Origin of the sequence: Neisseria sp. HMSC074B07, assembly GCF_001810355.1 — a bacterium.
Taxonomy (GTDB): Bacteria; Pseudomonadota; Gammaproteobacteria; order Burkholderiales; family Neisseriaceae; genus Neisseria.
On the sequence record NZ_KV800946.1, the window covers coordinates 1,975 to 14,050 of the forward strand.

Below are 12,076 nucleotides of genomic sequence, written 5' to 3' on the forward strand. Positions count from 1 at the left end.
GTACTGGTTTAAAGTTAATCCACTATATTATTGAATTGAAAACCCGCGATTATACAACGGGAACATATAGTTACCAAATACAACAAAGGTCGTCTGAAAACCATATTTTCGGTTTTCAGACGACCTTTTCATCTTTGCGGCTATTTGGTTTTGAACCAGGCAAACCACACCAATACAATCACAAAGCCAAAATAGGCGATGCTCCAGTACGGCAGTGCAATACCCAGCAGATAGTCCGGTACGGCACAATCGCCAAAGCCGCGCACAATTGGTTCAAACCAGTCAAACAGCGGCCAATCCTTCAAACGGAAAGTCCACGGCGCACCGCAGGACGGCGCACTGCCCGGCGGCAGGCTTTGCAGCCACAATTGATAGGCCGCAACACCCGCGCCATAAACCGCAGGCACACTGACCAACAAGGCGCTGAACAGTCTGCCAATCTTAGAAGCCTGACGGAAAAAGGCTGCCGTCAAAGCCACCAATCCGACCGCCAAAACCGACAAGCGCTGCAAAATACATAAAACGCAAGGGTCCATTCCTAAAACATATTGTGAGACGAACGAACCGCAGGCAGCCAAGATCGATAAGACAACCAGAAAAAAGATGGTTTTTCTAAAAAAATTCATAACCTTAAACTTTCCAATTATTCAGACGACCTTTTTATTCATTTCAAAACAACCGCTGTATCAAATGCGCATCGGCATAACGATGTATTTGAAGTTCGGGTTGTTCGGTACGGTAAACAAGGTCGAGCGGTTGGCATCGCCGAAGGCGAGCTGCATATCGTCGGAATGGATGTTGCGCAATACATCCATCAGATAGCCGATGTTGAAGCCGACTTCGAGTTCGCCGCCTTGGTAGGCGATTTCGAGTTCTTCGCGGGCTTCTTCCTGCTCGTTGTTGCTGCACACGACGCTCAAGAGGCCGGGTTGCAGGAACAGGCGCGCGCCGCGGAATTTTTCGTTGGCAAGGATGGCGGCACGTTCAAGCGCGCCCAAAAGTTGGGTGCGTGAAACGAGGAAAATTTTGTCGTTGTCTAGCGGGATGACGCGGTTGAAATCGGGGAATTTGCCGTCGATGACTTTGCTGACGATGGTCGTACCGTTGCATTGGAAGCGTACTTGGTTGTTGAGCAGCTCGACGCTGATGGGTTCGGACGGGTTGTTCAGCAGTTTGAAGAGTTCCAAAACGGTTTTGCGCGGCAGGATGACTTCGGTTTTGGGCAACTCGGCTTCGATTTGGCTGGCGGCGTAGGCAAGGCGGTGGCCGTCGGTGGCGACGAGGCGCAGTTGGTTGCCTTCAACCTGCATCAGCAAGCCGTTGAGGTAGTAGCGGATGTCTTGTACTGCCATGCTGTATTGGACTTGTGAAAGCATGGTTTTGAAAGTCTCCTGCGACAGGGAAAACGCTGCGCTGATGTCTTCGCCGACGCTCATCAGCGGGAAGTCTTCGGCAGGCAGGGTTTGCAGGGCGAAGCGTGATTTGCCTGCACGCAGGGTCAGACGGTTGTCCGCCCAGTCGAGCGAAACGATGGCGCTGTCGGGCAAGGCGCGCAGGATGTCTTGGAATTTTTTGGCGTTGGTGGTGATGCGGAAGTCGCCCGCCTGACTTTCGGGGCCGGCTGTGTTGATTTGGATTTCCAAGTCGGTCGCCAGGAGTTTGGTTTGACCGTCTTTGCTTTCGAGCAGGACGTTGGAGAGGATGGGCAGGGTATGGCGGCGTTCGACGATACCGGTAACGGCTTGCAGCGGCTTGAGCAGACTGTCGCGGTCGGCTTGTAAAATCAGCATGGTCAATTCCTTTTGAATCGGTTATTTCGGGTGTTTTTGAATCGGGTTCGGCGGACGAGATGGTTGATTCGCCGCCGTTAAAATCAAAGTGTATTTGTGTTTTCAGACGACCTTTTAAGAGAGGGGTCGTCTGAAAGCCGGTTCTGACTCAGTTTTGAATCAGAATCAGGAGTTTTTCGTAATCTTGCGCCAACTCGGGATCTTCTTCGCGCAGTTTTGCTACGGCTTTCACGCCGTGCATGACGGTCGTGTGGTCGCGTCCACCGAAAGCGTCGCCGATGGACGGCAGGCTGAGGGTGGTCAGCTCTTTGGTCAGGCTCATGGCAACCTGACGCGGACGGGCAATATTGCGCGTGCGCTTTTTGCCGAGTATATCGCTGATTTTAATACGGTAATATTTAGCAGTCGCGTCGATAATGGTGTCGGCGGTAATGATTTTGTGTTTTTCGGCAATGATGTCCTGCAAAGCCGTACGCGCCAAATCCATGTCGATAACAGGACGATTCATGAAGCGGCTGCTGGCGCTGACACGGTTGAATGCGCCTTCCAGTTCGCGCACGTTGGAACGAATCAGATTGGCAACAAACAATGCGGCTTCGTCTTCAATACTGATGCCTGCCGCTTCTGCCTTTTTCTGCAAAATCGCCACGCGCATTTCCAGCTCGGGCGGCTCAAGTTCCAAAGTCAAACCCCATGAGAAACGCGATTTGAGGCGGTCGTCCATACCTTCGATTTTGGCAGGCAATACGTCGCAAGTGAGGATGAGCTGTTTTTTCTCGTTATGGAAATGGTTGTACAGATAGAAGAATTCTTCCATCGTGCGGTCTTTGCCTTTGATGAACTGGATGTCGTCGATAATCAGCAGGTCGTATTGTTTGTATTGCTGCTTGAACACATCATAAGTATTGTTGCGCACCGCCTTCATAAAGCTGCGGATATAGTCGTCTGAGTGCATATAGCGCACTTTGGCGTCGGGACGGTTTTTCAGCAGTTCGTTGCCGATGGCCTGCACCAAGTGGGTTTTACCCAAACCCGTGCTGCCGTACAGGAAAAACGGGTTGTAGCCCTGCCCCGGGTTCTCTGCAATGGCTTGGGCGGCGGCGGCGGCAAGGCGGTTGCCCTTACCTTCTACCAAAGTATCGAATGTGTAGTCGCGCGACAGATTGGTCTGTTCGTAACGCGCTTCTTCCGCATCGCGTTGCGCTTCCGTTTTGGCTTTGGCAACGGCTTTGGATTCTGCGGGCGCAGCGGCAGGCTGCTTGTTTTCGTGCGGCAGGTTTTTCATGCGCTGCGCCAAAATGTCCGCCGCCGTTTTCACAACGGAGGGTTTGTCTGAGTTTTCAGACGACGTCCCGTCCGAAAAAGATTCTTGCGCGTCCGCTTTCGGCATTTCTTCGGTCAACGCAGCGTGTTCAGGCGCAACCGCCCCCGCATTTTCCGCCATCTCATAATGCTGCCCCACGCCAGCTTTAAACGCAAACGCTGCCTGCTGCGGAGCCAATTCCGCACGCACCACTTCGATTTTGGCGGCAAACTGGCTTTTGAGCATATTGCAGGCAAACTGGTTTTTACCGTAAACCACCCACACGCCGTTTTCCTCGCCCACGGTCAAGGGCGCAATCCATTGCGCGAACTGCCCGGCAGGCAAAATATCGTGAAGTCGGCGGAGGCACTGCGGCCAAAATTCTGCTAGCGTCATGAATAAGCTCGAGTCGTGGAAATCGTTGGAAAGAAACGGAGAGAAACCGTCGGAAATTGCAGCCTTTGGAAATGCGGTTTCAGCCCGACGGAAAAAGTGTCGCAAATACCGCACAAACCCTATCCGCCAAACCGGACGCCGTCTGAAAATACAATGAAATTATTTTCGGAAAATCATCACGATAAATCCATATCAACATTTTCAGACGACCTATCGCCCGACAAAGGGACAGGAAGTGCCGATTATACCCACTCCGCCAAACTTTATCCACAACCCGCCGGAAATTTTATCCACAAAGCGCCACGCGAATCCGCAAACCAAACCACCCCGCGCGCCATAACCATTTACTTAACCGAGATTGACAAAAGCAGAAAATTAGAGTGTAATTCACGGTTTATTTATCTACCGATTTTTTAGGAAACATCATGAAACGCACTTATCAACCTTCCGTTACCAAACGCAAACGTACCCACGGCTTCCTGGTCCGCTCCAAAACCCGCGGCGGTCGCGCAGTATTGGCAGCCCGTCGCGCCAAAGGCCGCAAACGCTTGGCAGTGTAATTTTGGACTACCGCTTCGGAAAGCAGTACCGCTTATTAAAAACGGATGATTTTTCATCCGTTTTTGCGTTCAAAAACCGACGCAGCCGCGATTTGCTGCAAGTTTCCCAATCTGCCGACAACGGATTGAACCATCCGCGGCTCGGCTTGGTCGTCAGCAAAAAAACAGCGAAACGCGCGCATGAACGCAACTACATGAAGCGCGTCATCCGCGATTGGTTCAGGCTGAACAAAAACAGCCTGCCGCCACATGATTTCGTCGTACGCGTCCGCCTGGCATTCAACCGGCAAAATGCCGCCGAAGCCCGAAACCAATTGGCGCAACTCATGCGCAAACGCTGATGAATACCCTGTTGTCCAAATTCATCCTCGCGCTGATCCGTTTTTACCAATACGCCGTCAGCCCGCTGATACCGCCGCGCTGCCGCTATACCCCGACCTGTTCGCAATACGCTGTCGAGGCAGTCAAAAAATACGGCGCATTCAAAGGCGGCTGGCTCGCCCTCAAACGCATCGCCCGCTGCCACCCTTTCGGCGGACACGGACACGACCCCGTCCCGTAATCCGAATCATTCGGATAACTTGATTTCCTTTAATTTCCCGTCGGTTTCTATATAATGCCGTCTGAAGCAGTTTTCATCTCCATTACATACCCGTCAATTCCAGGAATCTCTTATGGATTTTAAAAGATTTATAGCATTTTTTGCCATTTCGCTGGCAATCTATGCCGGCTGGGAACATTTCTTCCCCAGCCCCAAACCCAATCCGGCACAACAAGCCGCGCAGCAACAGCAGCAAACCGCCGCAACCGCTGCCGCTGAAGCCGCACTCGCCCCCGCAACGCCGATTACCGTAACAACCGACACGGTCAAAGCCGTCATCGACGAAAAAAGCGGCGACCTGCGTCAAATGACCCTGCTCAAATACAAAGCAAATGGCGACGAAAACAAACCCTTCACCCTGTTTAACGACAGCAAAGAATACACCTACGTTGCCCAGTCCGAGCTTTTAGACGCACAAGGCAACAACATCCTGAAAGGCGTCAACTTTACCGCAGCGCAAAAACAATACAGCCTCAACGGCGACAAAATCGAAGTCCGCCTGAGCGCGCCGGAAACAAACGGACTGAAAATCGACAAAGTCTATACCTTTACCAAAGACAGCTACCTCGTCAACGTCCGTTTCGACATCACCAACACCAGCGGCAAGCCTGCCAACCTGAGCGCGGACTACCGCATCGTGCGCGACCGCAGCGAACCTGAAGGTCAAGGCTACTTTACCCATTCCTACCTCGGCCCCGTCGTTTACACCCCTGAAGGCAAATTCCAAAAAGTCAGCTTCTCCGACTTGGACGACGATGCCAAATCAGGCAAAAACGAAGCCGAATACGCCCGCAAAACCCAAACCGGCTGGCTCGGTATGATTGAACACCACTTCATGTCCACTTGGATCCTCCAGCCCAAAGGCGGACAAAGCGTTTGCGCCGCCGGCGACTGCCGTATCGACATCAAACGCCGCAACGACAACCTGTACAGCACCAGCGTCAGCGTTCCCCTTGCCGCCATCCAAAACGGCGCGAAATCCGAAGCCTCCATCAACCTCTACGCCGGCCCGCAGACCACATCCGTCATCGCCAATATCGCCGACAACCTGCAACTGGCAAAAGACTACGGCAAAGTACACTGGTTCGCCTCCCCCCTCTTCTGGCTCCTGAACCAACTGCACAACATTATCGGCAACTGGGGCTGGGCAATCATCGTTTTGACCATTATCGTCAAAGCCGTACTCTACCCGCTGACCAACGCATCCTACCGCTCGATGGCAAAAATGCGCGCCGCCGCGCCCAAACTGCAAGCCATCAAAGAAAAATACGGCGACGACCGTATGGCGCAACAGCAAGCCATGATGCAGCTTTACAAAGACGAAAAAATCAACCCGCTGGGCGGCTGTCTGCCTATGCTGTTGCAAATCCCCGTCTTCATCGGCTTGTACTGGGCGTTGTTTGCCTCCGTAGAATTGCGTCAGGCACCTTGGCTGGGCTGGATTACCGACCTTAGCCGTTCCGACCCTTACTACATTCTGCCCGTAATTATGGCGGTAACCATGTTTGCCCAAACATTCCTCAACCCGCCGCCGACCGACCCGATGCAGGCAAAAATGATGAAAGTCATGCCGCTGATTTTCTCAGCCATGTTCTTCTTCTTCCCTGCCGGTCTGGTATTGTACTGGGTAGTCAACAACCTCCTGACCATCGCCCAACAATGGCACATCAACCGCAGCATCGACAAACAACGCACCCAAGGCGAAGTTGTTTCCTAACAGCGGTTTGACACACAAAAAGGTCGTCTGAAAACTTAATTTCAGACGACCTTTTTGTTTGGGAGCATTATAAAAGATGGCTGATCGGGCATTTAACAACAATCAAACACAAATGCCACACGGCTGAAATCGCGTTTAGCCAAATCTTCGGGCGTAATGAAGAAATTCGCCACACCGGAGTCGCCCCACATCAGTTTTCCAGTATAGCGGTCTTTTTCATTGATATCAGTGTCTAATTGCAACAGCAGGATGTATTTGCGCCAATCAGAACAAGTGATGGTAGCGGGATCGTCAAAATCAGCGTCTTCATCACACTCAAGAAACGGGTCGCCCTGAAGAAAAATCGGAGAACCGCCGATTTTATGCCCTTGAGATTTATTGAAATCTGCATCTTCCTCCTCTTCGCTTGCCGCTTGGAAAATCAGCGGAAACTCCCCAGAAAACGGCAGACATTCTGAATCGGTTGCCTGATAAGCGGAAAAATCGGTTTGCAATTCGCTCTCGGGCAATAATTCGGGATAGTACATAATGCGCCATCCGGCTTGTTCCGACAGATTTTCAAAGTCGTTACCTAAGCCGTAATCCAGCCCATCAACAAAAACTTGCAAGATGCCACGCTCGGGGAAACCGGGCAACGGCGGCACTTCGGAAAAGTTGATTTGTGCCACCAGAGTCAACGGATGCTTTTTCTCGGCGTGATACGGATATTCGGCATTTTTTGGCAGGTAGGGCGTACCGCCTATTTTGCTTTGATAGGCCGTGGTAGCAGCAGCTTCTCCCAATGTGAAGCAGACGGCAGGACGGTACATGAGGTTCTCCTATCGGATAAAAAGTGTTGAATGGAATAAATTATATCGGATTAAATCAATGTTTACCTGAAATCTCCGAGAGGTCGTCTGAAAGTTTAAACTTACTAAACTAGAGCACACTTTTGAAATACTCCTCCTCCTTCCCGATGAACACAAAAAGGTCGTCTGAAAACTTAATTTCAGACGACCTTTTACATTTCCAACCTATTTCACAAACTTCAACACCTTGCCGGATTTTGCCGGCGCATCGGTTTCTTGTTTATTTTCAGTTTCCTGTTCCGGTTGTTCTTTATCGGAAGGTTCATAAGGCTCGACTTCAAATCCCATGCCTTCGCCGCTTTCTCGGGCAAACAGGCTGACAACGTGTCCGACCGGAATCCAAATATCGTGCGCTACGCCGCCAAAGCGGGCCGAAAAGCTGATCCAATCATTGTCGATGTTCAGATTATGGCTGGCAGTCGGTCCGATATTGAGGACAATCTCGTTTTCGCGAACATACTGCATGGGGACGCGGGTATGTTCGTTTACCCATGCGACAATGTGCGGCGTTTGATTGTTGTCCGTACACCATTCGTACAAAGCGCGAATCAGATAAGGCTTGGTAGATGTCGTCATGATGAATCCTTTCGGCCTTTAACGGCGCATGGCCTTCTCAGCAGGGGTCATGGCTTCGATAAAGGCTTCGCGTTGGAAGATACGTTCAGCGTATTTCAGCAATGGTGCGGCGGATTTGCCGAGTTTGATGTCGTAATGGTCGAGGCGCCACAGCAATGGGGACAACGCCACGTCAATCATTGAGAAATCATCGCCGAGAATGTATTTGTTTTTGGTGAACGCAGGCGCGAGCATGGTCAGACCGTTGCCGATGGCTTCGCGCGCTTTCGCCATTTCTTTATTGGTGGAATTCGGGTTTTCCAATACATGCACCAAGCTGAACAACTCTTTCTCCATGCGGAACAAAACCAATCGTCCGCGGCCGCGCATGACGGGGTCGCCGGGCATCAGTTGCGGATGGGGGAAACGTTCGTCTATGTATTCATTAATGATATTGGATTCATAGAGGATCAAATCACGTTCAACCAAAACGGGGACTTGGTTATACGGATTCATTACGGCAAGATCTTCGGGCTTATTGAAAATATCAACGTCTTTGATTTCAAAATCCATGCCTTTTTCGTACAGGACGAAGCGACAGCGTTGGCTGAACGGGCATGTAATGCCTGAATATAATATCATCATGGTATTGGGCTCCTATAAGCATCCCAGACAATCCACTGCCTGAAATTGCAGAATAAAACAATCGCAAAATTATACGCGATTGCATCCAACAATTCCACAAAAAGCACATATCCTCTTGTTTATCAAGCTATTTTCAATAGAATTCAAATTTCTAAAAAACGATATCCAAACTCAAATTCTTTGCTTTTCCGATACGTTTCGATTTTTACAGCAAATTTAAACCGCAGCGGGACATTACCGACGTCTTTACTGCACAAACGAAAAAATCGGCGGCTTTATAGTGGATTAACTTTAAACCAGTACGGCGTTGCCTCGCCTTGCCGTACTATCTGTACTGCGTCGCCTTGTCCTGATTTAAAGTTAATCCACTATAGTCTCCGATTTGTTTCCGACAAGCCGCCAAAAAGGTCGTCTGAAAACCGTTTTTTTCAGTTTTCAGACGACCTCTTGAGCCGACCGCCCTACTTCGGCGTATAACGGCCTGCCATCGCTTTATACACCATGTTTTCGTATTTCAGCGTTTCGTACCGCTGATTCAGCACGTTTTGGGCGGAGCCGTATTCCGTACTCAACGCTTCCAGCCAGTATTTCAGCTCGTTTTTGCCGTGTTGGTAGCGCACTTGGTAGTAGCGGCTGTTTTTCTTGTCCAAGGCGTAACGCTGCTCTTGGTTGTTAAGCGCGGCTTGGGCGTTTTGGTAGGCGAGGTAGTTGGTGTTGACTTCGTTCAGCGCGGTGGTCAGGGCTTTTTCAAAGTCGAGTTTGGCGCTGTCGAAATTGGCTTGGGCGGTTTTATCTTTCCACTTCATGGTCTGCCAGTTGAGGAACGGCAGGTTGATGGTGGCGGAGCCACCCAGCAGCGGGATATTGAACGCGCTTTTGGCTTTTTCAGACGACGTGCTCAAGCTCGCGCCCAATGTAATCGAGGGATACCAACTGCGTTTTTGCGCTTTGACGGATTGGAGCGAGGATTGCAGGCGGTATTCGGCGGCGCGCAGGTCGGGGCGGTTCGCCAACACGGTAATCGGTACGTCGAGGTTCACGCCTTTGACGGGCAGCAGGCGGTATTGTGCGGGGTCGGCGGCGATGGCTTCGTTCGGCTTGAGGTTGAGCAGGTTGCGTAAAACCTGTTTTTGCGTGTCGAGACTGTTTTTCAGGGAAATCAGGTTGTTTTGCGCGCTCAAGAGCGATTGTTTCGCCTGCGTCGGCTGGCTGGAATCGGCTCTGCCGTAGCGGAACTTGGCATCGGCAATGCGGTTGATTTCCTGATATTGTTTGAGGGATTTTTGCGCCAATTCAATGGCTTCGTTGAGATAGGCGATGTTGAAATAGGCGTCGGCGACATTGTTGATCAAAGTCAGGCGCGTGTTTGCCATATCCTGCCGCGTGGCTTGGTATTCCCAGACTTGCGCGTCGGCGGTGGCACTGAGTTTGCGCCACAAATCCAGTTCGTAGCTCAAGCCGAGCTGGCTGCTGAAGGTGTTGCCGTGGCTGCCGGTTTTCAGGTTTTTGGATGTGGACGCACTCAACGAACCGCTGAACGACGGCACCAAATCCGCCCCCAAAATATTCGCCTGATACAGGGCTTTATTGACGCTGATGGCCGCCTGTTTCAAATCGATATTGTTTTCCAAAGCCTGCGCCATCAGGGCGTTGAGCTGCGGGCTTTGGTAGATTTCCCACCAGTTGCCGTTCACGTCGTAGCGTTCGGCGGCCTCCGCCGCGCTCATCACCTGCCCTGTCGATTCGAGCGTGAGGTTTTTGTCGGTGCTGTGGACGGCGCACGCGCTTAAGGCAAGGGCGAGCGACAGGGATAAGGCCGTCTGAAAAAAAGGTTTTGTCTGCATGTTGTGTCTTTCGGTTTAAGGTTTCAGACGACCTGAAAGGTAGCGAGGTCGTCTGAACAATCTCATCGGCTGCGTTTATTTATCGGCTAAAAACGCTTTTCGCTGTTCCGTAAAATGCCACCACGGCTTCGGTTCGTTTCCCTGCATAAAATCAACCAGCGACAGAAAAATATCGATCATGCAGGGATCGTGTCGGGTTGCGGTCAGGCTGCACAGGCGGTCGTACATTTCGTAAGCGTCCTGCCCCGCCAAATCCTGCGGCTGCGTGATGCCGAGCAAAGCCAAATCCTCCGCCACGGCTTTGCCGACATTGGGCAGGTCGGTCAGCGTGTTCAGCTTGCTTCGTCGCACTTTGTCGGGACTCATGTTTTACCCTTTGGTTTGGAGGTCGTCTGAAAACCTGAAAGCGGATGTATGAACTTGTTTTTGCGGGCGAAACCCACGCTACTTCGCGCTCTTCCGCCTTAAATGCGCCATTGCCGTCGAACGTATTTCATACAAAGCCGAAGTGGTCTTTTCAAACTCATCAGACAAGCCGTGTTCGTGGGCGGAAAACGGCGGGGTGTCATTCCAAGAACCCATGCCGCCGAAAACGTGGCTTTGTTCGCAAGCAAGCCGCAACCGTTCTTCAAAAGGCATGGATTCATTTTCAAGCGTCCGTGCCGCCTTGTCGAAAAAAGCCCTTTTCCAATGCAGTTCGCCAATGGCTTCTGCAAGGGCGGAAATATCGGTTACAGCCTGATGGAAACGGCGCACCAGTTCTTGCTCGGTCATTTGACTTGTTCTAAGTTCTTCAAACAATTTTTCAGAAGACGTTTTAATTGTTTGGCAGTTTGCGGATGCATCGGCTCTTGCAGTTTACGCTCCAACCGATCGGCTTCGTGTTCGAGTTCATGCTTATACCTGACTCTGGAGCGTTGCTGTATCTCCAATATTTGTAACTGTTGCCGCCACAAATCCTGCTGCAACTTCTGCCATTCTTTGGTTTTATGTTTCGACGGAAGCAGAATTCTATCCGACAGCTCCACACATGGCTTGGAACACTGCGAACAACGGGGCGAACTGCTGTCTTGGGGGCGGAAATAGCGTTTCGGACGGCGCACGGCGGTGCGGCAGGAAAAACAAACGTAATTCGTATTACTCATTTCAATAAAATTCAATTAAATCCATTATTCATGTACCTTTCGCCGTTGAATCCGTTTTTCAGACGACCTTTTTCCATTCAAAAAGGTCGTCTGAAATCATGAAATCCTGACCACGACGCCGCAATGCTGTTCGGCGGCGGCTTGATAGAACGCGGCAAGTTCTTGAAACCGCTGCGCCAATTCCGCGCGGGTTTCGGCAAAGGCTTTTTCATCGCCCCAAATATCGGGGTAGATTTGGTTGTTTTGAAAATCTGCTGCGGTTTTGCCGTCGAGCAGCGCGGCGAAATCGGCTTGACTCAGGGCTTTAGCCACTTCGGCGGTTTCGGTATCGCCAATCCAGCCGATGTGTTCGCCTGCTTCTTCGTCCTGCCGCAGGATGTTGCCGATCATGGCTTTGCTCAACGGGTTTGCCGCGTCGGCATCGTCCGAGCCTTTGCCGGTCAGGACGAAATGCAGCGCGTCCCAAAGTTTGCCTGCGCTGCATTCGGCTACGGCGGCTGGCGTGCCGGCGGAGGCTTTGATTTGTTCGATGCCGCTTTGCGGATGGGCTGTGTATGTTGCGTAAACGTCCATAGGTTTCCTTGTATTGAAGGCTTGAGATGCCTGTTTCGGGAGGGGTCGTCTGAAATATAGGGGACTAACTTTAAACCAGTACGGCGTTGCCTCGCCTTA

The 12,076-nt window shown here is 51.3% G+C and carries 15 protein-coding genes; 4 read left to right on the forward strand and 11 right to left on the reverse strand.

The genetic code is table 11. The annotated features are described in order from the left end of the window. Nucleotides 1–140: 140 nt before the first annotated feature. The 3 genes from HMPREF2726_RS07355 to dnaA form a co-directional block, all read right to left on the reverse strand. Nucleotides 141–626 (reverse strand): disulfide bond formation protein B, encoded by a 486-nt coding sequence (locus HMPREF2726_RS07355; RefSeq protein ID WP_009312333.1) that lies wholly within the window; start codon nucleotides 624–626, stop codon nucleotides 141–143. A gap of 60 nt (nucleotides 627–686) precedes the next feature. Next, nucleotides 687–1,790: a DNA polymerase III subunit beta gene (gene dnaN, locus HMPREF2726_RS07360; RefSeq protein ID WP_003758101.1), complete on the reverse strand. Its 1,104-nt coding sequence runs from the start codon at nucleotides 1,788–1,790 to the stop codon at nucleotides 687–689. Between the two features lie 148 nt (nucleotides 1,791–1,938). Continuing rightward, on the reverse strand, nucleotides 1,939–3,489 hold the full coding sequence (gene dnaA, locus HMPREF2726_RS07365) for a chromosomal replication initiator protein DnaA (protein WP_009312334.1): 1,551 nt from the start codon (nucleotides 3,487–3,489) through the stop codon (nucleotides 1,939–1,941). Nucleotides 3,490–3,914: 425 nt separating this feature from the next. Here dnaA and rpmH point away from each other — a divergent pair, with 425 nt between their 5' ends. From rpmH to yidC, 4 genes are all read left to right on the forward strand, one after another. Then, nucleotides 3,915–4,049, forward strand: a complete 135-nt coding sequence (gene rpmH, locus HMPREF2726_RS07370) for a 50S ribosomal protein L34 (RefSeq protein WP_002214728.1) — start codon at nucleotides 3,915–3,917, stop codon at nucleotides 4,047–4,049. A gap of 2 nt (nucleotides 4,050–4,051) precedes the next feature. Continuing rightward, nucleotides 4,052–4,390, forward strand: coding sequence for a ribonuclease P protein component (gene rnpA / locus HMPREF2726_RS07375; RefSeq protein WP_003758090.1), 339 nt, complete (start codon nucleotides 4,052–4,054; stop codon nucleotides 4,388–4,390). Next, nucleotides 4,390–4,611: a membrane protein insertion efficiency factor YidD gene (gene yidD, locus HMPREF2726_RS07380; RefSeq protein ID WP_003758087.1), complete on the forward strand. Its 222-nt coding sequence runs from the start codon at nucleotides 4,390–4,392 to the stop codon at nucleotides 4,609–4,611. Before rnpA ends, yidD begins: the two co-directional genes overlap by 1 nt. Nucleotides 4,612–4,723: 112 nt before the next feature. Then, complete coding sequence (gene yidC, locus HMPREF2726_RS07385) at nucleotides 4,724–6,367, forward strand: membrane protein insertase YidC (protein ID WP_070602842.1); 1,644 nt, start codon at nucleotides 4,724–4,726, stop codon at nucleotides 6,365–6,367. A 92-nt stretch (nucleotides 6,368–6,459) separates the two neighbouring features. Here yidC and HMPREF2726_RS07390 read toward each other — a convergent pair whose 3' ends face one another. From HMPREF2726_RS07390 to HMPREF2726_RS07425, 8 genes are all read right to left on the reverse strand, one after another. Further along, nucleotides 6,460–7,176 (reverse strand): YwqG family protein, encoded by a 717-nt coding sequence (locus HMPREF2726_RS07390; RefSeq protein WP_009312337.1) that lies wholly within the window; start codon nucleotides 7,174–7,176, stop codon nucleotides 6,460–6,462. Nucleotides 7,177–7,380: 204 nt separating this feature from the next. Then, nucleotides 7,381–7,791: a ClpXP protease specificity-enhancing factor gene (locus HMPREF2726_RS07395; protein WP_003758080.1), complete on the reverse strand. Its 411-nt coding sequence runs from the start codon at nucleotides 7,789–7,791 to the stop codon at nucleotides 7,381–7,383. A gap of 18 nt (nucleotides 7,792–7,809) precedes the next feature. Further along, a complete protein-coding gene (locus HMPREF2726_RS07400; RefSeq protein WP_003762636.1) occupies nucleotides 7,810–8,415 on the reverse strand; it encodes a glutathione S-transferase N-terminal domain-containing protein in 606 nt (201 codons plus the stop codon). 461 nt (nucleotides 8,416–8,876) lie between these two features. Continuing rightward, entirely contained in the window at nucleotides 8,877–10,259 is a 1,383-nt protein-coding gene (locus HMPREF2726_RS07405; RefSeq protein ID WP_070602843.1) for an efflux transporter outer membrane subunit, read from the reverse strand. 75 nt (nucleotides 10,260–10,334) lie between these two features. Then, the gene (locus tag HMPREF2726_RS07410) at nucleotides 10,335–10,625 is read right to left on the reverse strand and encodes a helix-hairpin-helix domain-containing protein (protein WP_039410156.1); all 291 of its coding nucleotides are present in this window, start codon (nucleotides 10,623–10,625) and stop codon (nucleotides 10,335–10,337) included. A gap of 78 nt (nucleotides 10,626–10,703) precedes the next feature. Beyond that, nucleotides 10,704–11,033 carry an NADH dehydrogenase gene (locus tag HMPREF2726_RS07415; protein WP_070602845.1) on the reverse strand — a complete coding sequence of 110 codons (330 nt, stop codon included), beginning with the start codon at nucleotides 11,031–11,033 and terminating at the stop codon, nucleotides 10,704–10,706. Further along, complete coding sequence (locus tag HMPREF2726_RS07420) at nucleotides 11,030–11,404, reverse strand: hypothetical protein (RefSeq protein WP_246827876.1); 375 nt, start codon at nucleotides 11,402–11,404, stop codon at nucleotides 11,030–11,032. The genes HMPREF2726_RS07415 and HMPREF2726_RS07420 overlap by 4 nt, the downstream gene beginning before the upstream one ends. A 96-nt stretch (nucleotides 11,405–11,500) precedes the next feature. Next, complete coding sequence (locus HMPREF2726_RS07425) at nucleotides 11,501–11,977, reverse strand: DUF1877 family protein (protein ID WP_070602849.1); 477 nt, start codon at nucleotides 11,975–11,977, stop codon at nucleotides 11,501–11,503. Nucleotides 11,978–12,076: the final 99 nt, after the last annotated feature.

Coding starts and splice junctions, on each gene's coding strand:
- HMPREF2726_RS07355 (WP_009312333.1), bottom strand. CDS start 626: ATGAATTTTTTTAGAAAAACCATCTTTTTTCTGGTTGTCTTATCGATC.
- dnaN (WP_003758101.1), bottom strand. CDS start 1,790: ATGCTGATTTTACAAGCCGACCGCGACAGTCTGCTCAAGCCGCTGCAA.
- dnaA (WP_009312334.1), bottom strand. CDS start 3,489: ATGACGCTAGCAGAATTTTGGCCGCAGTGCCTCCGCCGACTTCACGAT.
- rpmH (WP_002214728.1), top strand. CDS start 3,915: ATGAAACGCACTTATCAACCTTCCGTTACCAAACGCAAACGTACCCAC.
- yidD (WP_003758087.1), top strand. CDS start 4,390: ATGAATACCCTGTTGTCCAAATTCATCCTCGCGCTGATCCGTTTTTAC.
- yidC (WP_070602842.1), top strand. CDS start 4,724: ATGGATTTTAAAAGATTTATAGCATTTTTTGCCATTTCGCTGGCAATC.
- HMPREF2726_RS07390 (WP_009312337.1), bottom strand. CDS start 7,176: ATGTACCGTCCTGCCGTCTGCTTCACATTGGGAGAAGCTGCTGCTACC.
- HMPREF2726_RS07395 (WP_003758080.1), bottom strand. CDS start 7,791: ATGACGACATCTACCAAGCCTTATCTGATTCGCGCTTTGTACGAATGG.
- HMPREF2726_RS07400 (WP_003762636.1), bottom strand. CDS start 8,415: ATGATGATATTATATTCAGGCATTACATGCCCGTTCAGCCAACGCTGT.
- HMPREF2726_RS07405 (WP_070602843.1), bottom strand. CDS start 10,259: ATGCAGACAAAACCTTTTTTTCAGACGGCCTTATCCCTGTCGCTCGCC.
- HMPREF2726_RS07410 (WP_039410156.1), bottom strand. CDS start 10,625: ATGAGTCCCGACAAAGTGCGACGAAGCAAGCTGAACACGCTGACCGAC.
- HMPREF2726_RS07415 (WP_070602845.1), bottom strand. CDS start 11,033: ATGACCGAGCAAGAACTGGTGCGCCGTTTCCATCAGGCTGTAACCGAT.
- HMPREF2726_RS07420 (WP_246827876.1), bottom strand. CDS start 11,404: ATGAGTAATACGAATTACGTTTGTTTTTCCTGCCGCACCGCCGTGCGC.
- HMPREF2726_RS07425 (WP_070602849.1), bottom strand. CDS start 11,977: ATGGACGTTTACGCAACATACACAGCCCATCCGCAAAGCGGCATCGAA.